Here is a 21,483-nt window from a genome sequence, read left to right as displayed (position 1 = left end):
GGACCCGCCGATGCCCAGGATCGCCCGCCGTACGTTCCTCGCCGGCCTCGGCGGGGCCTCGCTCACGGCGTGCACGTCCTCCTCCGGGGGCTCGCAGTCGCCCACCCCGGACGGCTTCGAGGCGAGCGGCACGCCGTCCCCCACCCCGGTGCCACCGGTGACGGTGAACGCCGCGAACGGGCCGGTGCTGGTACCGGGCGAACCGCAGCGGGTGGTCGTCCTGGACACCGACGTGCTCGACTCCGCGCTGACCCTGGGCATCACCCCGGTCGGCGCCGCGCTCCCGGCCGGCGACACCCGCTTCCCCGACTACTGGCCGGCCTCCCGCACCGCCGAGATCCGCCAGGTCGGCCCGGCCGGTGCGCCCGACCTCGACGCCGTACGGGCGCTGCGGCCGGACCTCGTCCTCTCCAACCAGGCCCGCGACGGGGACCGGTACGAGCAGCTGCGCGCGATCGCTCCGACCGTGCTCACCCAGACCACCGGAGCGCCGTGGAAGGCGGACTTCCAGCTGCACGCCCAGGCGTTGAGCCGGGTGGAGGCCGCGGCGGCCTTCGTGGCCGCGTACCAGAAGCACGCCGGACAGGTGGCGCAGGCACTGTCGGCGGCGAAGCTGTCGGGGCACCGGGTGAGCCTGGTGCGGTTCGTCGAGGGCGGGGGGATCCGGCTGTTCGGGCGGCAGAGCTTCCCCGGAACCGTGCTCGCCGACGCCGCAGTGGGGCGGCCGGACGCACAGAACGTCGACCAGTCGGACTTCGAGATCCCGCTCGACCAGATCGCCAAGGCCGACGGCGACCTGCTGCTGTACGCGACGTACGGCGACCCGGCGAAGGCGGGCACCACCGCGACGCTGGCGAGCCCGGGGTGGCAGGCACTCGGGGCGGTCAAGGCGGTCCGGGCGTTCCCGGTGGACGACCAGCTGTGGTTCCAGGGCATCGGGTACACCGGCGCCAACTTCATGCTGGACGAGCTGCAGCGCTTCCTCGGGGCGTAGTAGGCCTACTGACGACATGTCGACTCGCCGGGAGTTGTGCAGTGGAGCGGCGATTCCGCCACAATGAGCCGCCAATCACAACAATCGTCCCGGGGGACAACACCATGTCAACTGCGGTAGCTCCGACCGCTCCCAACCGCAAGGGGAAGGCCGCCGCGCTCGGCTGGCTGATCAGCATCGCGTTCAACGTGGTCGCGCCGATCATGATCTACAACCAGCTGCACGACCACGGCTACAGCGAGTCCACCGCCATCCTGCTCTCCGGCCTGGGCCCGGTCGTCGACACCGTGATCTACCTGGCCTGGCACCGCCGGATCGACGAGTTCGCCGTCGTCTCGCTGGTCTTCGTGGCGCTGAGTCTGGTCGTCGCGCTGGTCGGCCCGACCGACCCGAAGATGCTGCTGGCCAAGGACTCCTTCGTCTCCGGCCTGCTCGGCGTGCTCTACCTGGCCTCGCTGGTCGCACCGAAGCCGATCATGTTCTACTTCGGCCGCAAGTTCGCCACCGACGGGACCCCGGAGATGATCTCCTGGTGGAACTCGATGTGGCAGTACGAGGGCTTCCGCAAGGTCCAGCGCAACCTGACCCTCGTCTGGGGCATCGTCTTCGTGCTGGAGGCCGCGCTGCGGATCGTGTTCGTCTACACCCTGTCGCACGGCACGGTGGTGACCATCAACAACATCCTTCCGTACGTGGTGATCGGCGGGCTGGTGTACTGGACGATGACCTACGCCAAGCGGGCCAGCGCCCGGGGCCGGGCCGCCGCCGAAGCGGCGGCTGCGGCGGCAGCTTGATTCACGTCGAACTCGCGTAGCGGGCCGGGGACACGCCGACCGCTGCGGTGAAGTCGCGGGTGAGATGGGCCTGATCGGCGTAGCCGAGTTCCACGGCGAGCGCGGCCAGGTCCAACTTGCCCTCCTTCGCGGCGCGTTCGGCGGCCTCGTGCAGCCGGGCGCGCCGCAGCACCCACTTGGGTGAGGCGCCGACGTACTCGGCGAACAGCCGCTGGAGGCTGCGGACGGACACGCCCAGCTCTCGAGCCAGCTCGTCCACCCGGCGCAGGTCCGGGGAACCCGTGATCCGCTCCACCATGGCGGCGACCTCCTCGGCCACCGGGTCGGGCGCGGGGAGACGGGGGCGGAGGAAGGCGTCGACCCGTTCGGCCGTCGGCTCGTCGAGGATCCGGTCGTTGATCCGGTCCGCCTCGGGCCCGAAGTAGTCGGCGGCGGGGACGGACCGGTCGGCGAGATCGCCCACCGGGTGCCCGGCGAAGGGCCGGAAGGCCCCGGGACGGAACTTCACCCCGAGCACGTGTCCGGCGCCCTCCAGCCGGCGGACGAACAGCGAACGGTCCACCCCGTAGACGCGCGACCGAGGGGCCTCGAAGACCAGGTGGACGCTCGGGTGGGCCAACACCTTCTGCTCGTACGGTGGCCGGCCGGTCAGGTCCCAGCGCACCAGCCAGTAGAACTCCACGAACCGCGCCACGGCGGGTTCTGGCACGAGCCGTTCGACATCGATCAGCTCGGCCGCCCGCGCGGGATGCAGCACGCCTCGGCCGAGGTCGGATTCGGAGGAGCCCATGGCGGCCAGGCTAGTGCGCCGGGCCGGGAGTGCGCGCGAGATGCCCACGGCCGCCTTGATCCACGGCAGGTAACGGCTGGGCCTTCGTACCGACGGCGCCGCTCCCTTCACCCACTGGCGTGCGTGAACCGGGCTGCTCAGCCGACACCTCTGCGGTGGTGTCGCGTTTGTTCAAGACCCCACGGCACGGCCTCGAGCAGGATCCCGGGCATGAACGTTCACCCGATGCACCCGTTCCTCGCCCGTGCCGCCGCCGTCGCGTCCGGCGTCGCCGCCGCCGTTCCGGCCGGGGCGCGGCTGGACGCGCCGACGCCCTGCGGGGAGTTCGACGCGCGGGCGCTGATCAACCACTGGGTGCTCTACACCTCCCACGGCCTGGAGCACCGGGCCCGCCGCACCGAGCTGCCCGCGTCGCTGAGCTCCCGCGACTTCACGGCGGACGCCGACTGGCGCTCCGCGTACGCGGCCCAGCTGGAGCGCGCGGTGGCGGCCTGGGGCGAGCCGGCCGCCTGGGAGGGGGACGTCGACCTCGGCGGGTCGCCCGTCCCGGCGGTGGGGATCGCCCGGATGCTGATCATCGAACTGGTGCTGCACGGCTGGGACGTGGCCCGGGCGGTCGGCGCGGAGATCGAGGTCGACGAGGAACTCGCGCTGGTGGTCGGCGAGATCGTCGAGGAGAACGCCGAACTGTACCGGCAGTACGCAGGGTTCGCGGAGACGGTTTCCGTGCCGGTCGACGCCTCGGCGTGGGAGCGGGCGCTGGCCGCCTCCGGGCGCGACCCGCGGTGGAAGGCCTAAGAACCCCCCATTGACGCAAGGATCCTGGCACGGAGCAGCCGGACCGCCGGGGAGTGCTGGTCGCGCCGGGCGACCAGGCCCAGTTTGGCGTACGTCGCCGCGTCGGCGATCGGAACGGCTCGCAGGCCGGCGCCGTCCACGGAGGATTCGCTGAGCACGGCGACCCCGGCACCGCGCTCGGCGAGGCGGAGCACGGCGAGGGGGGAGCTGGCGTCAATGTCCACGCGCGGTTCGAGGCCGAGCCGGCGGCAGGAGTCCTCGTAGGCAGCCCTGAGGCCGGTTCCCGGGGAGAGGCAGAGGACCTTCTCGGACCGGAGGTCGGCGAGCTTCAGCTCCGTGCGGTCGAGCGGGTGCCCCACCGGGACGACCGCGACGATCCGCTCGTCCACGACGAGGTCGACGTCCAGGCCCGGGTCGGTCTCACCCGCGAAGCCGATCAGGGCCAGGTCGAGGGAACCGGAGAGGACCTGTGCCTGGAGGAGGTCGGAGTGCCCCTCGTGCAGGCTCAGGTCGATGCCGGGGTGGGTACGGCCGAGGTCCGCCACGGCGTCCAGGAACGGCGGGATAGAGCAACCCGTGATCATGCCGAGCCGGACGCGCCCGCGCACGGCGTCGGCGAACTCGGCGGCGGTGTGCTCGATGGCGTCCAGGGTGGCCAGGGCGCTCTTCGCCAGCGGGAGGACGGCCTCGCCCGCCGCGGTCAGCCGGACCCGACGGCCGGAGCGCTCCAGCAGCTGCTGACCCAACTCGCGCTCCAGCTTGGCGACCTGGGTGCTGATGCCGGACTGGCTGACGTGCAGCCGGGCCGCGGCGGCGGTGAACGAACCCTCGTCGACCACGGCGGCGAAGTAGCGCAACTGGTGCATCTCCATGACCCGTGACGATATGCGACGGCCGACGGATCAGCCCTGCGGATGCGGCGCACGGCTCCGAGAGGCGGGGCCGCCACCGCCCGTGGCGGCGACGGCCCGGCAGGACGCGGCCGAGTCGAGGCCTAGACGCAATCCTGGACTGACCCTCGGTCGGGCGCCACACAGCGTCACTTTCATCACTGATGCCGATATCAGGAATCGGATCTATATGTTGGACGGATGAATTGGGTGGGCGGAGGATGGGGGCATGACGACGACGAAGACCGCGCGTGAGCTGGCCGAGACCTACTTCACCGCCTGGGAGGCGGGCGACTTCGACACCATCCGGGGCCTGCTGGCCTCGGGCGTCGACTTCGTCGGTCCCCTGGGCGCGGCGTCCGGGATCGAGGAGGCGCTCGGCGGGCTGAAGGGGCTCGGCCAGGTACTGGAGAAGATCGACGTGAAGGTGCGGGTCGCGGAGGGGGACGACGTGATCACCTGGTTCGAGCTGCGCACCACGGTTGCGCCGCCGGCGCCGACGGCGAACTGGATGCACGTGGAGAACGGGAAGATCGCCCGGATCCGGGTGAGCTTCGACCCGCGCGGACTGCTGGCGGGGTTCGAGAAGAAGAGCCGAGAAGGAAAGCCGGGGAGAAGGGCCTGAGCAGGGCGGGCAGAACAGCAGGAGCGGGGGCCGTGATCACCGGGGGCGGTGACGGCCCCTTTCGGCTGTTCGCGCTCAGGCGTCCTCGTCGGGCGGGGTGGCCCTGAGGGCGGTGATGACGCCCAGGGCGACCGTGGCGAACGCGAGGGCGAGGAGGAAGGCGAAGGCCGCCCCGATCAGGAATCGCACTGGCGCTCGCGGTCGGCGTCGAGGAGGAGGACGAGGAGGTTGAGGAGGGTCGAGGCCGGGGCCGTGTTGAAGCGGACGAGGACCCGACCGTCGAGGGTGTGGTCGATGTCGGCGGAGGGGAAGAGGAGGCCGAACCGGCTTCCGCGCTCCTGGAGTTCGGCGAGGAGGGTGCGGATGTGGTCGTCGGTGTAGGCGCGGATGCGGGGGTCGGTCGGCTTCATGGGGAAGCGGCGGTTCACCGGGCACCGCCGTCCAGCTCGAACCAGATGGTCTTGCCGCGCTTCTGGGGGTCGACACCCCAGCGGCTGGTGAGGGCCTCGACGAGTTGGAGGCCCCGGCCGGACTCGGCGAGGAGATTCAGGGGCTGCATCTCGGGCAACACCGGGCTCTCGTCGGAGACGCAGACCCGGAGGGTGCGGGAGGTGACGGCGAGGATCTGGACGACCGGCGCGGGGGTGTTCGCGTGGCGCCAGGCGTTCACGATCAGCTCGCCGAGGGCAAGTTCGGCGTCGAAGCTGGAGGAGGGCGGCCAGCCGAGGCGGGACATGGCGCCCTGGAGGGACTGCTTGGCGAGGGTGAGGGAGGGCGTGTTGCATTGACGCATGGGAGATCTCCCGGCGTGAGGTGGGGTGGAGAACCGGCGGACACGTCGCCGTGAGCCAGGCCAGGCAGATGGGCATGGCTGCTCTGCGGTGCGGACAGCGCGCGTTACTGACGATCCGTCGGATCGATGCGAGAACGACGATAGCGCAACCGACCTGAAATTTGAGACTCATGCTGAGAACTTCCCCCTACCGTGGGGCACACTGATCTCAGACCCGCAGAGAGGACGTCATGGCCCTTCGACCGAACCCCACCCTGCGCCAACGACGACTGGGCGCCGAGTTGCGCAGGATGCGGGAGCAAGCAGGGCTTGGCGGCAGCCAGCTGGCGCGCGAACTCGGCATCCAACCAGCTCAGATCACGCAGATGGAGAGCGGTAAGAGTGGGATCAGCGCCGAACGGCTGCGGACCATCGCTTCGGTGTGCATGTGCACCAACGAGCCACTGATCGAGGCGCTGGCGAACATGGCGTCGGAGCGAGGAAAAGGCTGGTGGGAGGAGTACCGCAGCACTCTCACCATTGACTTCCTTGAGGTCGCAGAGCTTGAGGGCCACGCCGAGAGGATCACCTTCTGCAACACCGTCTACATGCCCGGCCTGCTTCAGACCAGGGCGTACGCCTCGGCGGTGTTCGCCCGACTCGTACCGCCTCTGCCCACGCAGGAGATCGAGACTCGGACAGCTTTCCGACTCAGGCGTCAGGAACTCGTCCGATCTGGGACAACCCCTCTCCGGGCTTTCATCCACGAGGCCGCGCTGCGAATGCAGTTCGGCGGGTCCGTGGTGCTCCTCGATCAGCTCGCTGCCCTGCTGGACGACTCCGAGCGACCCGGAATCTCCGTTCGAGTGGTGCCATTCGCAGTTGACACCTTCCCTGGCGCTGGTGAGAACCTGACTTACGTTGAAGGCCCAGTGCCTGAGTTGGACACCGTCGAGATGGACGTCTCCCATGGCGCCTTGTTCTTTGACTCACCAGCGAATCTGGCCAAGCATCGCACTATCTTCGCCAGCCTGGACGCCACTGCACTCTCCGAAGAACGATCGCGGGAGTTCATCCGATCCCTCATGAAGGAAATGAAGTCCACCCATGCCTAACTCAGACTGGCAAAAGTCCAGCTACAGCGCCTCAAGCAATGAATGCGTTGAGGTTCGCAGCATCGGCGGACTGGTCGAACTCCGCGAGTCCGACGAAGGCCACCTCATCCTCCGCACCACCCCCACCGCCCTCGCCGCCCTCCTCCACGGCATCAAGGCCGGCGAATTCGACCACCACGCCTGACGCCCAGTGGGAAGTCGGCCCCGCCGACTTCCCACTCCTTCCCCATGCCATCCTGGCCGCCATGAAGATCGCTGCCGCCCAGCTCTCCTGCACCCCCGCCGACATCCCCGCCAACGTCCGGCAACTCGTGGCCCTCACCGCCCAGGCCCGCTCGCAGGGTGCCGAGCTGATCGTCTTCCCCGAACTGGCCCTCACCGGCTACGAACTCGAAGCCCTGGCCGCCGACCCCACCCTCCGCACCACCCCGGACGACCCCCGCCTGGACGCCCTCCGCTCCAACGGCATCGCCGCCGTCGTCAACTGCGCCGTCCCCACCGACGGCCCCCTGCCCGCCATCGGCACCTACGTCTTCGACGCCCACGGCGACCTCCTCACCACCTACCTCAAGCAGCACCTCTACGACAACGAGCAGGGCGTCTTCACCCCCGGCGACCAGGACGGCCGCTTCACCCTCAACGGCCTCCGCTTCGCCCTCGCCACGTGCTTCGACAACCACTTCCCGGACCTCACCGCCCGCAGTGCCGCCGACGGCTGCGACGTCCACCTCGCCAGTTCCCTCTACGGCACCGGCAACGGCGTCCACGAGCGCGCCACGCTCTACCCGTCCATCGCCAAGGACACGAACCTGCACGTCGTCCTCGCCAACCACGTCGGCCCCTCCGGCCCCTGGACCGGCTGCGGCGGCGCCGCCCTCTGGGCCCCGGACGGCACCCTCCTCGCCGAGGCCGACGGCCACACCACCACCGTCGCCGTCGCCGACATCCCGTAGCCATCCATCCCCCGGAGTAGGACGTCGCCCCGGCCGACTTCCTACTCAGCTGCGATCTGCGGCCTCCTCCAACACCCGGGACTTGAACTCCGCTTAGCGGGTCGCGTAGTTCCAGGCGGCGTCACGAGCCTGGCAAGCCTCCGAAAGGGGAAGCACATGCCCGCGTTCAGCGACGGCAAGCACGGCGGCGGATCCGGCTCCGGCAGCGGTGGCGGCCAGCAGGACGACTCCAGCAACGGCAACGAGCACGGTGGCGGCGGCAGCGACGAGGGCGGCAACACCTCGGACGGCAGCGGCCCGGCGTCGGGTCGGGTCCTCGACCCTCCCGACGGCAGCCCCCGCCATCCGTCCCCGGCAGCGCTCCCCGGCCACCCCCTCGACACCCGGACGGACGGGAACTCCCCTCAGCCGCCCGAGCGGATCGGCTCGCCCGTCCGGTGCAGGTGGGTGAGGATCTCCCGGTACGAGCGGAGCAGGCCGGTCTCGTAGTACGGGATGCCCTTCTCGGCACAGAACTCGCGGGTGATCCGGGCGGCCCGGCCGAGCGCGGGGGTCGGCATGCTGGGGAAGAGGTGGTGCTCCACCTGGTAGTTGAGGCCGCCCATCACCGAGTCCAGCACCGCGTTGCCGCGCACGTTGCGCGAGGTGAGCACCTGACGGCGCAGGAAGTCGAGCCGCATCTCCGGCGTCACCATCAGCATGCCCTTGTGGTTCGGGGCGAAGACGCAGCCCAGGTAGACCCCGAGCAGCGCCTGGTGCACGGCGAGGAAGGCGACCGCCTTGCCGAGCGGCAGCGCGGCGAGGACCAGGCCGAAGTAGGCCGCGAAGTGGGCCACCAGCAGGGCGCCCTCCAGCAGCGGGCGCTTCACCGCCGGGCCGCGCAGCGCGCGGAAGCTGTTGAAGCTGAGGTTGAGGCCCTCCAGCAGGAGCAGCGGGAAGAACAGGTAGGCCTGGCGACGGCCGATGAACCGGGCCAGGCCGCTCGCCTGCCGGGCCTGTCGCTGCGACCACACGACGAGGTCCGGGGCGACGTCCGGGTCCCGCTCCTCGTGGTTGGGGTTGGCGTGGTGGCGGGTGTGCTTGTTCATCCACCAGCCGTAGCTCATGCCCATCATCAGGTTGGCGGCGATCCGGCCGCCGATCTCGCTCGGCAGCCGTCTGCTGAACACCTGGCGGTGCGCCAGGTCGTGGGACAGCAGGCCGACCTGGGCGAAGACGGCGGACATCACGGCCGCCAGGCCGAGCTGCCACCAGGTGTCGCCCAGCGCGAACAGGGCGTAGAAGCCGCCGAGGAACGCGGCGAGCACCAGGCCCACGCGGACGGTGTAGTAGCCGGGGCGCCGGTCGAGCAGGCCCTCGGCGGCTATCCGGCGGCTCAGCTGGGCGAAGTCGCTGCCGCCGGCCCCCGGCTGCGGGGCGGCGGCCCGCAGGGTCTCGGGAGCGGCCTTGGTCATCGTCACGGACTGTGTGGGCATGCCCCGAGTCTGGTCCGCCTGGCGGGCCCGAAGAACGGGGAAAGCACCCGTCCCGTAGGGGTGTTAGCCCCCTGGTGGCGACGGGGGCCGCCCCCCGGCCCGAGGGGTCGAGCGGGAGGGAGTGGGAAGTCGGCGGGTCCGACTTCCCGCTCCCGGCGCCGACCGTGCGGGTCAGCCCTGCCAGGCGGCGCGCTGGCGGAGGGAGATGCGGTTGCCGTCCGGGTCCACGGCCTCGATGCGGATGCCGAAGCCGTAGTCCTCCGGTTCGGGCTGTTCGAAGACCACGCCGCGCTCGCGCAGCACCTCGAAGTCCGCCCGCAGGTCGTCCGACTCGATGAAAACCGGGCCGGGCGTGGCGCCCGCCAGTCGCTCGGCCGGCTGCCCCGCGGCCGGGGCGTGCGGCCAGAGGATGATCTCGAGCGGACTGCCCGGGACGGCCACGGTCAGGAAGCGGCCGTCGGGGCCGGGGTGGTCGATGCGCTTCTCCAGGCCGAGCCGGTCGGCGTAGAACTCCAGGGCGCGGTCCTGGTCGGTGACGTAGACCGTCACGTACATGATCTTCGTCAGCATGGCGCTGCCGTCCCTTCGTACCGTCGGTGGTGGTTCACTGCCACACCGACGGATCCCCACGGACGAATGTGACGGTCATCGGGAAGTCGTCACGGGCGGAACAGTTCGTCGAGGTGGTGAGTGAGGACCGCCAACGCCTGCTCACCGGTGCGCTGGCCGCCCAGGACGCTGGAGCCGAGGCCGTTGACCATCGCCAGCAGCCCGGCCGCCGCCATCTCGACGTCCCGCTCCGGCGCGATGTCACCGGCCTGCTGCGCCGCGCGCAACTGCTTGACCAGGAAGCCCTCCAGCACGACCGGTGGCTGCGCCGCCTGCTTCTCCAGCACTTCGGGATCACTCAGCACCAGCGCGTAGTACGCCGCGTACGTCCTGGTGATCCGGCGGCTCTCGGCATCGGTCGGCAGGATGCAGGACAGGACCGCCGTCACCACCTCCCGAGGGGCGCGCGCCTCGCCGATCCAGCGCTCCATCCGGGCCTGGAGCTGGGTGCCGAGCCGCGCCAGGGCGTCCAGCAGCAGGCCCTGCTTGGTCGTGAAGTAGTACTGCACGAGGCGTAGCGAGACGCCCGCCTCGGTCGCGACCGCCCGCATGCTGGCCGACTGCAGGCCTTCGGTGTCCGCGATGCGCAGCAGGGCCTCGGCGATCTGGCGCCGGCGCTCCTCATGGTCGACCTTCTCGGCCACGGCCCGCCCCTCCTCATTCTCCCGAGATCTCTTGGTACGCACGTATCATGCATGTGATACATCTGTACCATGCGAATCAGCGAGTTCAAGAACGGCAAGGCCGAAGCCCGCTTCCGCACCGCGTACGAGCACGCCTTCACCCAGCTGTGGCCCGGGCAGCGCACCCCGCTCGACGTGCCGACCCGCTTCGGCACCACCCGCGTCCACCGCACCGGCCCCGCGCACGGGCAGCCGATCGTGCTGCTCCCGGGCTCCGGCGGCAACGGCCTGATGTGGCACGCCTACATCGAGCGCCTCGCCGCACACCACCCCGTCCTCGCCGTGGACACCGTCGGCGAACCCGGCGCCAGCGTGCAGAGCGCCCCGATCGCGGACGGGCACGACGCCGCCGACTGGCTGGAGGAGTTGCTCGCCGCCCTCGACGTCCCGGCCGCCCACCTGGTCGGCTGCTCCTACGGCGGCTGGATCGCCCTCCACCACCAGATCCGCCACCCAGGACGGACCGCCGCCCTCACCCTGGTCGACCCGGCGGGCCTCGCCGACGCCGGACGGCGCTTCTACACCTGGCTCGTCCTCGGCGGCCTCGCTGCCCTCGCCCCGCGCCCGCTCCGGCCCCGGCTGGCCCGGGCGGTCGGCAACAGCGCCATCCTGGAGACCGAGCTGATGTCCCTGATGCGCGCCTCCGTGGGCTTCCGCCGCCGCCTGCCCCTGGCCGACACCCTCGACGACGACCGACTGAGCCGCCTGAGCGCCCCCGCGCTCTTCCTGCTCGGCGAGCGCAGCGCCCTGAACGACCCCCGAACCGTCGCCGAGCGGCTGCACCGGCTCGCGCCGGCCGCCCGGGTCGAGGTCGTCCGCGGCGCCGGGCACGCGCTGCCCACCGACGACCCGGCCGCCGTCCTCGCCGGCATCCTCAGCATGGCGGCGCCGCAGAGCCGTTGAGCCCTCCGCGACCACAGCGGATCCGGGCCCTGTCGCCCCCACGGAGGCGGCAGGGCCGGCGACGGGCCCGGGGCCACGCCGTACGGTGCCGCCCCCCGCGGACCGGCTTCGCGGCACCCTGCCGGCCGACGGAGCCCGGGCGGATCAGTAGATGTCGGTCGGCAGACTGCGGCGCCACTCCTGGAAGCGGTCGAACCAGCCGATCCAGTCCGCGAGCCGACCACCCTCGGCCACGAACAGGGAGCCGATCGCGTCGGCCGGCTCGACGAGCGGGACGGAGAACTCCATCCGCTCCTCCAGGTCCTCCAGGCAGTCCCGCTCGTACTCCGTCAGGCCGTCCCGGGCGTACGTCACCAACGGGTAGCCGCCGGCCGGCGGGCGGGGAACCGGAAGCACCGGAACGCAGCGCCACACCACCCCGCAGCGACGGACCAGCGTCTCGCCGAGGTACCAGGCGGGGACCTCCAGCAGCGGGGTGTCCCGGGCTGCCCGTACCTCCTCCCAGGTGTCGAACCGGCTGAGGATCAGCGCCTGGAGGCGGTCCAGCGAGGCGGGCTCGAAGTCCCAGCCGCCGCCGCTCTCCCGCGCCCACACGGGGAACGCCGCGCGCTGCGCGGCGAGCCAACCCGCCAGCCGGGGATTGTCGGCCCACTCGGGGGTGTCGATCGGATCCATGCCGGCAGCCTACGACCGAGCCTGCTACCGGAGCGTAACGGTCCTGTGTACAAGGTGAGTTGACCTTCGGCAAGGCGGCAAATCGAGGGGCGCGTCCGCCGGCCACCGTCTACTGTTCGAACTTCGGCGGCGCACACGTCAATTGGGGGCCCGTCAGGGCGTCGCCCGAACAGCCGTCCTTTTCACCGGGCTCCTTGGGGGAGTAGCCACGTGACAGACCTGATATCCCGCCGCGCGCGCATCTGGGTGCGCGCCGGCCTCGCACTCACCTGCACCGCCGTCCTGGCGGTCACCGGCCTGCCCGGCCTGCAGGGCACCGCGTACGCGGCGAAGGGCAAGCGCTGCGACGAGCTCTACCCGAACACGAAGGGCGGCACCCAGGGGACGTCCTTCCCGTGGGACACGTCGCCCGACAGCGTCAGGGACAAGAACGCCTGGGACTCGTACGCGTACGACGCCCCGCGCCAGGTCTTCGACGGGCTCACGCTCCCGTCCGACCCGGCCGAGCAGGAGGCGTTCCTCAAGAAGTTCGACAAGCCGCACGAGCAGTACCCCAAGGGCTCCGAGGACCGCCTCTTCGCGACGTACAAGGAGTACCTGGCCCGCGACCCGCAGAACAAGAAGTACGGCACCTTCGAGAAGTGGCTGTCCGACGCCTACATCCTGCCGAACAACAACAACCGCCGCGGCGCCTTCTACGAGGAGAAGGTGGTCAAGGACCTCGGGCTGATCGGCCCCGACTGGCTGTGCCAGGAGGAGATCCCGATCCTCGACAAGGACGGCAAGCCGGTCCTCGACCCGAAGACCAACAAGCCGATGGTCCGCAAGTGGGACGCGGTCAACTACAAGACCAACGACTTCCTGGAGTTCAAGGCCGGCGGCGGCCGTGACACCACCCAGGACCCGACGAACAAGGCCTTCCTTCAGGATCCCCAGCGCAAGGCCGCGCGCGTCACCTACGTCTTCGGCGAGGAGAAGACCAGCGCGACCAAGAAGTACCTCAGCAAGGTCAACACCGACGTGGGCTCGGACCCGGCGAACCCGCGGGTGCGCAGCTACGAGCACCGCTCCACCAGCGTGCCCGTCTCCAAGTTCGACCCGAACACCTCCAAGCCCGACCCGTACATGAACACCGGGGCCAAGCAGCCCTCCGGCGGCGCCGCCCGGAACATCGAGGGATCCATGCCCACCCCGAAGGACATGGCCGAGCGGATGGCCCGGATCCGCGCCGACGACCCGGCCGGCCTGCGGGTGCGCGGCCCGGGCGGCGTGGACTTCTCCACCCTGCAGCTCTCCTACGTCGGCAAGCCCGTCAAGGGCCAGGCGCTGAACTACGCGTTCGCCGCCAAGAAGGCCGACGAGGACGAGGAGAACCTCGGCTGGGGCGGCCAGGAGAAGGCCCAGCTCATCTCGGACTCCTTCTTCACCTGGCTCGCGCTGACCCCGGACAAGTTCTGGGTCAACCTGATGCCAGACCAGCCCGACCGGATCATGGATCCGACCTTCGGGAAGACCGACGCCGGACGGGTACTGCTCCAGGCCGACCTGGAGATGAAGCACGACTGGTCCAAGGACGTGGACCCGCGACACGGCCTCGGCCAGAAACTCATGGAGGCCATGCGGGCCGAGGGCCTCCCCTGCGGGGTGGTCGTCCGCAACTGGATCGTGCCCCAGCCCGCGAAGGTCCGCGCCGACGAGGACGGCGTCTACATCATCGACGCGCCGTTGAAGGTCAACTCCGAGGCCGCGAGTCCCAGCGTCCACAACCCCAACGGGGACTGCAACCTCACCGAGGCCCAGATCCACACCTACGAGCGGCTGGTCCACGAGATCGTCCTCCCGGACGTCGAGCACAAGGTCAACACCGCCCCGGCGTACGCGGACCTGCGCCGCGTCTACAGCGCCCGGGTCGCCGCCGAGTACGTGCGGCAGCAGGACCAGCAGGAGGCCACCGACTACCGGTCGATCATCAACAGCAACGACGTCTCCCAGTGGCCGCTCCGGGGCGAGAACCGGAGCTGGACTCCGCGCCAGACGTACGACGAGTTCCTCAAGTCCTGGACCCAGGGGGACATCCAGTACCCCTGCGGAGAGAACGGCAAGATCTGCGTCCTGGGCGGTGTCGACCTCTCCCAGGCGCCCAAGCAGGACATCGGGGCGACGGAGTTCACGGCCAAGCACAAGGACCTGCCGCGCTCCACGCAGACCTCGGTGAAGGCCATGACCGACAAGGCGGACACCGAGGACCAACTGCTCCTCGGCGGCGGCGGGCCGGTCGACAACGGCCCGACGCCCACGCCGACTCCGACACCGACCCCGACGGACACCCCGACCCCGACGCCGACCGGCAGTCCCACCGGCACCCCGACCGGCAGCCCGACGGACACCCCGACCGCCACGCCCACGACCTCGCCGAGCACTCCGGCGGATGACGGCGGCGCCGGCCCCAGCCCCTCCCCGGCCCCGGCCAGCGGCAACGGCGGCACCGGTGGCGGCAGCGGCACCGGTGGCGGCGGAAGCCTCGCCAGCACCGGCTCCGACGCCCTGCCCCTGGCAGGCACCGCCGCCGCACTCCTCGCGAGCGGCGCGACCATGGTCTGGTGGCGTCGCCGCCGGACCTGACCCGACCGCACAACCGTACGACCGGCCCCGCACCCACCCGGCGCGGGGCCGGCCCCGTACTCAGCCCTGCTGCGGCGGGCGGCGGCGCAGGCTGAGCAGCAACAGGACCACCGCCGTCGCCACGGCGGCCGTACGCAGTACGCCCGGCGCCATCGACCAGCTGAACTGGCCCAGCGGCGAGCCGGGTTGGACCGCGCCCCCGCCGGCCTGCTTGGCGTGGTTCATCGCGAACAGGGTGGTCGCGGTCATCGTGATCAACGGGATTCCCAGGATCACGAACTTGCGCATGACGTCGGAGAGTTGACGGGTCAGGTAGCCGAGGCCCCAGCCCGCCAGCATGGCCGGGAAGAACCCGGACACCGCGCCGCCGACCAGCAGTCCGCAGGACAGCAGGATCAGCGGGGACGGCTTGCGGGCGCCCCGGCCCGCCCCCGCCCCGGCGGCGGGCGCGGCCTTGTCCCCGGTCTTCGCCTTGGCCCTCGCCTCGGCCTTCCGCTGCCGCTTCGGGTTCGACGGCTTCGCCCCGGCCCGGTCGGCCGACTGCTGCTGCGCCTCCTCGGCCGTGCGCTGCTCGGGGACCGCCTTCGGCGCGGGCTGCGGCGTGTCCGAGAAGTCGAGCATCGTCATCGTCCACGGGCTCGAACTCTGCACCGTCGGCGGCGGGATCACCTCCGAGCCGCCGCCGGGACCGGCGACGCCCGGCAGGTCCAGCGACACGTTCGGGATGCCGCCGCCCGCGCCGCCCGCGCCGGACGCGGCCGAGGGACCGTACACGCTGTCCTCGGCCGGCCCACCGGCCGCCGCACCCTCAGCCGAGGAGGCCGAGGAAGCCGGCGAAGCCGGAACGGACGCGCCGGAGGCGTCCGACGCCCCCGCCCGCTCGCTCCACGGCCCGCTCTTGCGCCACCACTCGCCGTCCGTCATCACCGACACCCCGCCTCGCCCGGCCCGCCCATGGAGAGCGCGGCCGCCCACCGAACCGCCCTCGGCCGTGACGGTACCCACCGGACCCCGCCCGCGCGAGTCCATCGCGGCCACCGTGACCGCCACCGCCGTCCGCGGTGCGGCCCCGTGCACGAGCGCACCCCGTCGTCCGCGCTCCCGACTAACCTAGGTCGAATGACCACACAGCAGGGCCCCCAACGCCAAGGCAGGACGCCCGCCGGCCCCCGCACCCTCGCCGAGGAGCTGCGCGCCCGCCCCGACGACGCGATCGCCGCCCTGCTCCGGTCCCGCCCCGACCTGCTGAACCCCGTCCCCGGCGACCTCACCCAGCTGTCCGCCCGGCTCTCCTCGCGCGCCTCCGCGCTGCGCGCCCTGGAACGACTCGACCGGTTCACGCTCCAGGTCGCCGAGGCGCTGGCGACCACCCCGGACGGCACCGGCCTGGCCACCGTACGGACCCTGCTGACCGGCCCCTCCAAGGTCAAGCCGCACCCCGGCGCCACCCCGCTCACCCCGGCCGACCGGTCCGCCGTCGCCGCCGCCCTCCCCCGCGCCATCGCCACCCTGCGCGACCGGGCACTGCTCTGGGGCCCGGACAACAGACTGCGACTGGTGCTCGCCGTCCGCGAGGCGCTCGCCCCGACCGCCGCCAACCCCGGCCGCACCGGCCTCGGCCCCACCCTCGCCGAGGCCACCACCGGCATGTCCCCGGCCCGGCTGCAACAACTGCTCGCCTCCGCCGGACAGCCCGCCACCCCGGACCCGGTCACCGCCGTCGCCGCCCTGACCGCCCTGCTCACCGACCGCGCCCGCTGTGCCGCCCTGCTCGACACCGCCCCGGAGGCCGCGCTGCGCCTGCTGGAGCGGCTGGTCTGGGGCCCGCCCACCGGCACCGTCCCGGACGCCACCCGCCCGGTCACCGCCGAGGACGCCCAGAGCCCGGTCGAATGGCTGCTCGCCCGCGGCCTGCTGCTGCCGACCAGCCCGGGCAGCGTCGTGCTGCCACGCGAACTGGCCCTCCACCTGCGCGGCGGCCGTACCCACCGCACCGTCGAACCGCTCCAGCCCGAGCCCGCACCCGCCGCTCCACCGCGCGATCCACAGGCTGTGGACAACGCCGCGGCCGGGCAGGCGCACACCGCCGTCAGGACCGTCGAAGAACTGCTGGAGGCCTGGAGCCTCACACCGCCGCCCACCCTGCGGGCCGGCGGCCTCGGCGTACGGGACCTCAAGCGCGCCGCCCAGACCCTGGAGACCACCGAGCAGCAGGCCGCCTTCTGGCTCGAACTCGCCTACACCGCGGGCCTGCTGGCCCCCGACGGCGAGGCCGACGAGTGCTGGGCCCCGACCCCCGGGTACGACAGCTGGCTGCAACTGGACACCGCGGAGCGCTGGTCCGTCCTGGCCTCCGCCTGGCTCGCCGCCACCCGCGTGCCCGCTCTCGCCGGCACCCCGGACGGCAAGGGCAAGCCGCGCGCCGCCCTCGGCCCCGAACTCGACCGCACCCTCGCCCCGTCGGTGCGCCGCGCCGCCCTCGCACTGCTCGCCGAACTCCCGCCCGGCACCCCGGCCACCGCCGAGGAACTGCTGCCCACCCTGCGCTGGCAGCGCCCGCTGCGCGGCGGCCCGACCGGCCCGGACGGCCGCGAACTGCGCGACGACCTCGCCACCTGGACCCTCGCCGAGGCCGAACTCCTCGGCATCACCGGCCGCGGCGCCCTCGCCGCCCCCGCCCGCGCCCTGCTCACCGCCGAGTCCGACCCGGCCGAGGTGCTCGCCCCGCTGCTGCCGCAGCCGCTGGACCACGTGATCCTCCAGCCGGACCTCACCGCGATCGCCCCCGGCCCGCTGCTCACCCCGCTCGCCCAGGCGCTCGCGCTCTGCGCCGACATCGAGTCCAAGGGTGGCGCCACCGTCTACCGGTTCACCCCGAACTCCGTCCGCCGCGCCCTGGACGCCGGGCGCACCGCCGCCGACCTGCAGACCTTCCTCGCCCAGCACAGCCGCACGCCCGTCCCCCAGCCGCTCGCCTACCTGATCGACGACGTCGCCCGCCGGCACGGCATCCTGCGGGTCGGCGCCGCCTCCTCCTACCTGCGCTGCGACGACCCCGCGCTGCTGAACGAGGTGCTCGCCGACCGCCGCGCCGCCGACCTGCGGCTGCGACTGCTCGCCCCCACCGTCCTGGCCTCCCAGGCCGCCCCGGACGTCCTGCTCGCCGCCCTGCGCACCATGGGCTACGCCCCGGCCGCCGAATCCGCCGAGGGCGACGTGCTGATCACCCGGCCGGACAGCCACCGCACCCCGCCCCGCACCGCCCCCACGCCCGTCCCCGACGGGCCGCCCACTCCCGACGACACCCTCCTCGCCGCCGCCATCAAGGCCATCCGGGCCGGCGACCGCGCCGCCACCGCCACCCGCCGCGAGCCCACCCCGGACCCGCGCCAGCTCCCCCGCACCGCCGCCGCCGAGACCCTCGCCGCCCTCCAGACGGCCGTCCTCCTCGGCGAACGGATGTGGATCGGCTACCTCAACGCCGAGGGCATCGCCAGCCAGCGCATCATCGACCCGGTCAAGGTCGAAGGCGGCTTCGTCACCGCCTTCGACCACCACGCCGACGAACTCCGCACCTTCGCCCTCCACCGCATCACCGGCGTCGCGGAGCTCGACGAGTAACAGTGGGTGACCGGGCGTCAGTGCCCCTTGGCCTCCTTCATCTTGTCCTTGACCGCCTGGTCCGCCAGGCTGCCCATCTGTGCCTGCCCGACCGGCAGCGAGGTGCCGCCCACCTGCTCGGCGATCAGGAATCCGGGCGCCGCCAGCAGACCGCCCGGCCCCTCCCCGATGCCCGCGAGGGCGTGGGCGGAACCGGCCGAGGAGGCCGTGGCGGCGAAGGCGGTGCCCATCAGGGCGAGGGCGGTGAGAACACGCTTGGAGCTCTTCATGACCAGCTCAACGAGCGAGCACGGACCGTGGTCACTCCGAGCGGCCTCCCGCGCAACGCCCGGGATGAGCGGCACTGGAGGGTCTGCGCCGATCCGGACTGCCAATCCAGCCGGTCAACCCCGCCGGTCAACCCAGCCTGTCAGCCAGTGGAGGGCTCCCCCGCGTGAACGACGGACCGCTCATCGTCACCACGCTGCTTGGCGGCAAAACGACTGGGCCGCTGGCGACTACGGGCGGCCATATCACTGTGGCAACACGGACCACCGATGTTCTGGTTGTCCTGGACGGACCGGAGGCTGTGACCTGTGCTCTTGTCCAGCACGCCGTGACGCGCAGCCTGGTACCTGCCATCTCTGTCCGCTTCCGGCTCGCTCACGCCTACCAGCTCGGCGCATTCCGCTTCCAGTCGGCGTCCTGGGACCTTGCCGAAACGGTCATGGACGTACAGAACGAGCTTGCCCAAACCGGCGGGCGATCGCTCTGCAAACTCTCGCTGCAACTGGTCCGGTTCACAGCGCGGGGAGCAATGCTCAGGACTTGTGGATCGGTGCGAGGAGGGACGCGGAGGGCGTACCTTCCCGAATGATCCTGTGATGGCCGACGAGCACGGACGGCGCCTGGTGGTCCGCAACGGCCGCCACCGGCCCCGGACCGTGGTCACTGCGGCCGGGCCGGTCGAGGTCAGGGCGCCGCGGGTGAACGACCGCCGCACCGACGCCGAGACGGGCGAACGCAAGCGGCGACCGGTAGCCGACCAGCAGCCGCCGGCCCCGCGCCCCGTTGGCGTCCGAGCGTGACACGACCGCTCACGTCCCGTGCCGCGTGCATCGGTAAGCGGCAACGGGACGCGAGACGGCGCGGCGGTGCTCAGGACGACGATCGCGGGCGATCTGCGGGGATGGTGCCGGAGTGCGTCAGCCGGCCGTGGGCGGCTGACGATCGCGGATCCTCGACTCGCCGCGCTGCTGCACGGCGAGAACACGGTCCCGCTCGGTGTCCGGGCCGTCTCACACTCCGGCGAGCAGCTCTCGCACGCGGGCGGCGGTGTCGGCGTCGCGGGCGGCCGCGAGAGGCAGGTCGTTGCCGCCCTCGATCCGGAACGGTCGGCCCGAGACGGTGGTCTGGGCGCCGCCCGCCTCGGTGACGAGGAGCAGGCCGGCCGCATGGTCCCAGGCGTTCTCCCAGCAGAAGGCGGTGGCATCGAGGTCACCGCGGGCGATCGCCACGTACTCGAGCCCTGCGGAGCCTGCGCACGGCCGTACGTCCATCCCGTCGATCTCCAGCCTGAGCAGGGAGCGTTTCTGCTCGGGCGTCGTGTAGTCGGGATGCGAGGTGGCGACTTCCAGAGCTGTCCCGGGCGTTGGGGAACCGGATCGCAGCGAAGTGCCGTTGAGCCGTGCGCCGCGGCCTCGGATCGCTGTGGCCATCTCGCCGAGGGCCGGCGCGTACGTCCACGACGCCAGCACTTCACCGCGGTGGGCGAGGGCTACCAGGGTGCAGAACCCGGCCTCACCTTGGACGAACGGCCGGGTACCGTCGATCGGATCGATGATCCATACCGCGACGTCACCGCGGAGCGCGTCGTACATACCGGGATCCGCATGGACTGCTTCCTCCCCGACCACCACCGAGCCCGGGAGGGTTTCGGTCAGGGCAGCGGAAAGGTACTCCTCCGCACGCCGGTCCGCGATGGTCACCAGGTCATGCGGTCCCCTCTTCTCGGCCACCTGGTCGGCGGCGAGTTTCCGGAACCGCGGCATGATCTCCGCAGCAGCCGCGTGCCGGATGATCTCCTCCACCGTGCCCGCAAGACTGCCGACAGAACGTTCGTCGAGCATCCGTCCGTCCATCCATCGTGAGTGGCCCTTCGTCGCATGGTCCGGGCCAGGGTAGATCAAGGCACCGACAACGTGGCCGGCGCGTTTGCGTGAGGGCTCATCGGCCTGCTCCCGAACTCCGGCAACGGTCCGCGAGGTGAGGGCACCGGGGAGGTGGCGAGCAGAACCACTGACCGTAGGTCCTGAAGCTTCTGGTTGACACTGAGCCGAGGGCCTGGTGACGGCCATAATTGGTCGCGACCAGTCGCCATTGACAGGTGAACCAGTCGGACCGCAGGGGGACTTAGTGGACATCACTACGCTTGCTGTGGCGGTCATCGGCGTCGGTGGAACGTTGAGTGGGACCCTGGGTGGAGCCGTCCTCAGTCAACGCGCCCGCCGCGCGGAGATCGCCGAGCACGAGTCAACGCACCGAGCGTGAACGCGAACAGGAACGTAATGAGCGCGCCCTGGAGGCGAAGCGCGACCAGTATGCGCGGCTCAACGCCGCAGCCCGCGCTTATCGGGCAGCGGCCAGGGATGCTGTTTACGCTGCCGAACGCGGCGAGGACACTGACGCTCAGACTCTCGACGCGGCGAAGGAGGCGTGGGCCGATCAGTATGCCCAAGCCCAAATGATGCTGCCGAAAAAGGTGTTGAACATCGTCTCAGACCTCAACCGGTCTCTCGGCCTCGGCTATTCAGTCGTCAAGCAACTGCCGAACAGCCCCGACCGCAACGCAGCGTGCGAACGCGGCAAGGCATGGTTCAACGGCCCGCTGTCCGACGGCGTGTACCTACTTCGCGTCACTCTTCGACACGATCTCGGCGTCGAGGCGGAAGAGCCCTTTGAGCAAACCTCGCGCCAGATACTAGATGCACTTCTCCAGTCAGATAGGTTGCTGGCCGATCAGCTCGCCTCGGAGCGAGGCCGAGGCGCAGCAGCTACCCATAGCGGTGACTGAGCGGCGAACACCTCAGTAGCAGTTCAACTACACACACGGCGGCCTGCCTTCGGCCTTCTCCGAAGGCAGGCCGCTTAACGTTCCTCAGTCCGTCACCGTCTCGGGTTCCGAC

Annotated in this window: 24 protein-coding genes and 1 pseudogene; 14 read left to right on the top strand and 11 right to left on the bottom strand. The window is 71.4% G+C overall.

Features of this window, described 5'->3' with window-relative positions; genetic code table 11:
* Window positions 1-10 precede the first annotated feature (10 nt).
* Together ACH4J0_RS35160 and ACH4J0_RS35155 are read left to right on the top strand one after the other, a co-directional pair.
* The gene (locus ACH4J0_RS35160; RefSeq protein ID WP_396245172.1) at window positions 11-994 is read left to right on the top strand and encodes an ABC transporter substrate-binding protein; all 984 of its coding nucleotides are present in this window, start codon (window positions 11-13) and stop codon (window positions 992-994) included.
* Window positions 995-1,098: 104 nt separating this feature from the next.
* Complete coding sequence (locus ACH4J0_RS35155; RefSeq protein WP_396245171.1) at window positions 1,099-1,788, top strand: VC0807 family protein; 690 nt, start codon at window positions 1,099-1,101, stop codon at window positions 1,786-1,788.
* Between the two features lies 1 nt (window position 1,789).
* Here ACH4J0_RS35155 and ACH4J0_RS35150 read toward each other — a convergent pair whose 3' ends face one another.
* Window positions 1,790-2,578 carry a DUF6597 domain-containing transcriptional factor gene (locus ACH4J0_RS35150; protein ID WP_396245170.1) on the bottom strand — a complete coding sequence of 263 codons (789 nt, stop codon included), beginning with the start codon at window positions 2,576-2,578 and terminating at the stop codon, window positions 1,790-1,792.
* Window positions 2,579-2,788: 210 nt separating this feature from the next.
* On the opposite strand from ACH4J0_RS35150, the gene ACH4J0_RS35145 reads away from it, so the two are divergent.
* Window positions 2,789-3,376: a TIGR03086 family metal-binding protein gene (locus ACH4J0_RS35145; protein WP_396245169.1), complete on the top strand. Its 588-nt coding sequence runs from the start codon at window positions 2,789-2,791 to the stop codon at window positions 3,374-3,376.
* On the opposite strand, the gene ACH4J0_RS35140 is transcribed toward ACH4J0_RS35145, so the two are convergent.
* Complete coding sequence (locus ACH4J0_RS35140) at window positions 3,373-4,248, bottom strand: LysR family transcriptional regulator (protein ID WP_396245168.1); 876 nt, start codon at window positions 4,246-4,248, stop codon at window positions 3,373-3,375. The two genes, ACH4J0_RS35145 and ACH4J0_RS35140, sit on opposite strands and share 4 nt — an antisense overlap.
* 247 nt (window positions 4,249-4,495) lie before the next feature.
* Here ACH4J0_RS35140 and ACH4J0_RS35135 point away from each other — a divergent pair, with 247 nt between their 5' ends.
* Window positions 4,496-4,891, top strand: a complete 396-nt coding sequence (locus ACH4J0_RS35135) for a nuclear transport factor 2 family protein (RefSeq protein ID WP_396245167.1) — start codon at window positions 4,496-4,498, stop codon at window positions 4,889-4,891.
* 176 nt (window positions 4,892-5,067) lie between these two features.
* Here ACH4J0_RS35135 and ACH4J0_RS35130 read toward each other — a convergent pair whose 3' ends face one another.
* Complete coding sequence (locus tag ACH4J0_RS35130; RefSeq protein WP_396245166.1) at window positions 5,068-5,301, bottom strand: hypothetical protein; 234 nt, start codon at window positions 5,299-5,301, stop codon at window positions 5,068-5,070.
* A gap of 14 nt (window positions 5,302-5,315) precedes the next feature.
* Window positions 5,316-5,684, bottom strand: a complete 369-nt coding sequence (locus ACH4J0_RS35125) for an ATP-binding protein (protein ID WP_396245165.1) — start codon at window positions 5,682-5,684, stop codon at window positions 5,316-5,318.
* Window positions 5,685-5,914: 230 nt separating this feature from the next.
* Here ACH4J0_RS35125 and ACH4J0_RS35120 point away from each other — a divergent pair, with 230 nt between their 5' ends.
* The 4 genes from ACH4J0_RS35120 to ACH4J0_RS35105 all read left to right on the top strand — a co-directional run bounded on the left by ACH4J0_RS35120 (window position 5,915) and on the right by ACH4J0_RS35105 (window position 8,220).
* The gene (locus ACH4J0_RS35120; protein ID WP_396245163.1) at window positions 5,915-6,778 is read left to right on the top strand and encodes a helix-turn-helix domain-containing protein; all 864 of its coding nucleotides are present in this window, start codon (window positions 5,915-5,917) and stop codon (window positions 6,776-6,778) included.
* Entirely contained in the window at window positions 6,771-6,962 is a 192-nt protein-coding gene (locus ACH4J0_RS35115) for a DUF397 domain-containing protein (RefSeq protein WP_396245162.1), read from the top strand. Before ACH4J0_RS35120 ends, ACH4J0_RS35115 begins: the two co-directional genes overlap by 8 nt.
* A gap of 61 nt (window positions 6,963-7,023) precedes the next feature.
* The gene (locus ACH4J0_RS35110) at window positions 7,024-7,731 is read left to right on the top strand and encodes a carbon-nitrogen hydrolase family protein (RefSeq protein WP_396245161.1); all 708 of its coding nucleotides are present in this window, start codon (window positions 7,024-7,026) and stop codon (window positions 7,729-7,731) included.
* Between the two features lie 156 nt (window positions 7,732-7,887).
* Window positions 7,888-8,220: a hypothetical protein gene (locus ACH4J0_RS35105; RefSeq protein ID WP_396245160.1), complete on the top strand. Its 333-nt coding sequence runs from the start codon at window positions 7,888-7,890 to the stop codon at window positions 8,218-8,220.
* On the opposite strand, the gene ACH4J0_RS35100 is transcribed toward ACH4J0_RS35105, so the two are convergent.
* The 3 genes from ACH4J0_RS35100 to ACH4J0_RS35090 all read right to left on the bottom strand — a co-directional run bounded on the left by ACH4J0_RS35100 (window position 8,136) and on the right by ACH4J0_RS35090 (window position 10,459).
* Window positions 8,136-9,185: a fatty acid desaturase family protein gene (locus ACH4J0_RS35100; RefSeq protein WP_396245197.1), complete on the bottom strand. Its 1,050-nt coding sequence runs from the start codon at window positions 9,183-9,185 to the stop codon at window positions 8,136-8,138. The two genes, ACH4J0_RS35105 and ACH4J0_RS35100, sit on opposite strands and share 85 nt — an antisense overlap.
* Window positions 9,186-9,377: 192 nt before the next feature.
* Window positions 9,378-9,776, bottom strand: coding sequence for a VOC family protein (locus ACH4J0_RS35095; RefSeq protein WP_396245159.1), 399 nt, complete (start codon window positions 9,774-9,776; stop codon window positions 9,378-9,380).
* A gap of 89 nt (window positions 9,777-9,865) precedes the next feature.
* Window positions 9,866-10,459, bottom strand: coding sequence for a TetR/AcrR family transcriptional regulator (locus tag ACH4J0_RS35090; RefSeq protein ID WP_396245158.1), 594 nt, complete (start codon window positions 10,457-10,459; stop codon window positions 9,866-9,868).
* Between the two features lie 69 nt (window positions 10,460-10,528).
* On the opposite strand from ACH4J0_RS35090, the gene ACH4J0_RS35085 reads away from it, so the two are divergent.
* Window positions 10,529-11,401: an alpha/beta fold hydrolase gene (locus ACH4J0_RS35085; protein WP_396245157.1), complete on the top strand. Its 873-nt coding sequence runs from the start codon at window positions 10,529-10,531 to the stop codon at window positions 11,399-11,401.
* A 144-nt stretch (window positions 11,402-11,545) separates the two neighbouring features.
* On the opposite strand, the gene ACH4J0_RS35080 is transcribed toward ACH4J0_RS35085, so the two are convergent.
* Window positions 11,546-12,076, bottom strand: a complete 531-nt coding sequence (locus ACH4J0_RS35080; RefSeq protein WP_396245156.1) for a hypothetical protein — start codon at window positions 12,074-12,076, stop codon at window positions 11,546-11,548.
* Between the two features lie 210 nt (window positions 12,077-12,286).
* Between ACH4J0_RS35080 and ACH4J0_RS35075 the strand changes: the two genes are divergently transcribed.
* On the top strand, window positions 12,287-14,698 hold the full coding sequence (locus tag ACH4J0_RS35075) for a hypothetical protein (protein ID WP_396245154.1): 2,412 nt from the start codon (window positions 12,287-12,289) through the stop codon (window positions 14,696-14,698).
* Between the two features lie 60 nt (window positions 14,699-14,758).
* Here ACH4J0_RS35075 and ACH4J0_RS35070 read toward each other — a convergent pair whose 3' ends face one another.
* Window positions 14,759-15,622: a hypothetical protein gene (locus tag ACH4J0_RS35070; RefSeq protein ID WP_396245152.1), complete on the bottom strand. Its 864-nt coding sequence runs from the start codon at window positions 15,620-15,622 to the stop codon at window positions 14,759-14,761.
* A 195-nt stretch (window positions 15,623-15,817) separates the two neighbouring features.
* Here ACH4J0_RS35070 and ACH4J0_RS35065 point away from each other — a divergent pair, with 195 nt between their 5' ends.
* Entirely contained in the window at window positions 15,818-18,319 is a 2,502-nt protein-coding gene (locus ACH4J0_RS35065) for a helicase-associated domain-containing protein (protein WP_396245149.1), read from the top strand.
* 17 nt (window positions 18,320-18,336) lie between these two features.
* Here ACH4J0_RS35065 and ACH4J0_RS35060 read toward each other — a convergent pair whose 3' ends face one another.
* The gene (locus ACH4J0_RS35060; RefSeq protein WP_396245148.1) at window positions 18,337-18,588 is read right to left on the bottom strand and encodes a hypothetical protein; all 252 of its coding nucleotides are present in this window, start codon (window positions 18,586-18,588) and stop codon (window positions 18,337-18,339) included.
* A gap of 164 nt (window positions 18,589-18,752) precedes the next feature.
* On the opposite strand from ACH4J0_RS35060, the gene ACH4J0_RS35055 reads away from it, so the two are divergent.
* Both ACH4J0_RS35055 and ACH4J0_RS35050 read left to right on the top strand, forming a co-directional pair.
* Entirely contained in the window at window positions 18,753-19,175 is a 423-nt protein-coding gene (locus tag ACH4J0_RS35055; protein ID WP_396245146.1) for a hypothetical protein, read from the top strand.
* A 13-nt stretch (window positions 19,176-19,188) separates the two neighbouring features.
* A pseudogene (locus ACH4J0_RS35050) lies at window positions 19,189-19,329 on the top strand (IS256 family transposase); the annotation flags it as partial.
* Window positions 19,330-19,596: 267 nt separating this feature from the next.
* On the opposite strand, the gene ACH4J0_RS35045 reads toward ACH4J0_RS35050, so the two are convergent.
* Window positions 19,597-20,427, bottom strand: a complete 831-nt coding sequence (locus tag ACH4J0_RS35045) for an inositol monophosphatase family protein (RefSeq protein WP_396245145.1) — start codon at window positions 20,425-20,427, stop codon at window positions 19,597-19,599.
* A gap of 350 nt (window positions 20,428-20,777) precedes the next feature.
* On the opposite strand from ACH4J0_RS35045, the gene ACH4J0_RS35040 reads away from it, so the two are divergent.
* The gene (locus ACH4J0_RS35040; protein ID WP_396245143.1) at window positions 20,778-21,371 is read left to right on the top strand and encodes a hypothetical protein; all 594 of its coding nucleotides are present in this window, start codon (window positions 20,778-20,780) and stop codon (window positions 21,369-21,371) included.
* Window positions 21,372-21,483 lie beyond the last annotated feature (112 nt).

Origin of the sequence: Kitasatospora sp. NPDC017646, assembly GCF_044329365.1 — a bacterium.
Classification (GTDB): Bacteria; Actinomycetota; Actinomycetes; order Streptomycetales; family Streptomycetaceae; genus Kitasatospora.
Note: the sequence above shows the minus strand (reverse complement) of the source record. Positions and strands in the feature narration are given on the sequence as shown.

Bases quoted from the DNA above. Each gene is read 5' to 3' on its own strand.
- ACH4J0_RS35160 (WP_396245172.1), top strand. From the start codon at position 11: ATGCCCAGGATCGCCCGCCGTACGTTCCTCGCCGGCCTCGGCGGGGCC.
- ACH4J0_RS35155 (WP_396245171.1), top strand. From the start codon at position 1,099: ATGTCAACTGCGGTAGCTCCGACCGCTCCCAACCGCAAGGGGAAGGCC.
- ACH4J0_RS35150 (WP_396245170.1), bottom strand. From the start codon at position 2,578: ATGGGCTCCTCCGAATCCGACCTCGGCCGAGGCGTGCTGCATCCCGCG.
- ACH4J0_RS35145 (WP_396245169.1), top strand. From the start codon at position 2,789: ATGAACGTTCACCCGATGCACCCGTTCCTCGCCCGTGCCGCCGCCGTC.
- ACH4J0_RS35140 (WP_396245168.1), bottom strand. From the start codon at position 4,248: ATGGAGATGCACCAGTTGCGCTACTTCGCCGCCGTGGTCGACGAGGGT.
- ACH4J0_RS35135 (WP_396245167.1), top strand. From the start codon at position 4,496: ATGACGACGACGAAGACCGCGCGTGAGCTGGCCGAGACCTACTTCACC.
- ACH4J0_RS35130 (WP_396245166.1), bottom strand. From the start codon at position 5,301: ATGAAGCCGACCGACCCCCGCATCCGCGCCTACACCGACGACCACATC.
- ACH4J0_RS35125 (WP_396245165.1), bottom strand. From the start codon at position 5,684: ATGCGTCAATGCAACACGCCCTCCCTCACCCTCGCCAAGCAGTCCCTC.
- ACH4J0_RS35120 (WP_396245163.1), top strand. From the start codon at position 5,915: ATGGCCCTTCGACCGAACCCCACCCTGCGCCAACGACGACTGGGCGCC.
- ACH4J0_RS35115 (WP_396245162.1), top strand. From the start codon at position 6,771: ATGCCTAACTCAGACTGGCAAAAGTCCAGCTACAGCGCCTCAAGCAAT.
- ACH4J0_RS35110 (WP_396245161.1), top strand. From the start codon at position 7,024: ATGAAGATCGCTGCCGCCCAGCTCTCCTGCACCCCCGCCGACATCCCC.
- ACH4J0_RS35105 (WP_396245160.1), top strand. From the start codon at position 7,888: ATGCCCGCGTTCAGCGACGGCAAGCACGGCGGCGGATCCGGCTCCGGC.
- ACH4J0_RS35100 (WP_396245197.1), bottom strand. From the start codon at position 9,185: ATGACCAAGGCCGCTCCCGAGACCCTGCGGGCCGCCGCCCCGCAGCCG.
- ACH4J0_RS35095 (WP_396245159.1), bottom strand. From the start codon at position 9,776: ATGCTGACGAAGATCATGTACGTGACGGTCTACGTCACCGACCAGGAC.
- ACH4J0_RS35085 (WP_396245157.1), top strand. From the start codon at position 10,529: ATGCGAATCAGCGAGTTCAAGAACGGCAAGGCCGAAGCCCGCTTCCGC.
- ACH4J0_RS35080 (WP_396245156.1), bottom strand. From the start codon at position 12,076: ATGGATCCGATCGACACCCCCGAGTGGGCCGACAATCCCCGGCTGGCG.
- ACH4J0_RS35070 (WP_396245152.1), bottom strand. From the start codon at position 15,622: ATGACGGACGGCGAGTGGTGGCGCAAGAGCGGGCCGTGGAGCGAGCGG.
- ACH4J0_RS35065 (WP_396245149.1), top strand. From the start codon at position 15,818: ATGACCACACAGCAGGGCCCCCAACGCCAAGGCAGGACGCCCGCCGGC.
- ACH4J0_RS35060 (WP_396245148.1), bottom strand. From the start codon at position 18,588: ATGAAGAGCTCCAAGCGTGTTCTCACCGCCCTCGCCCTGATGGGCACC.
- ACH4J0_RS35045 (WP_396245145.1), bottom strand. From the start codon at position 20,427: ATGCTCGACGAACGTTCTGTCGGCAGTCTTGCGGGCACGGTGGAGGAG.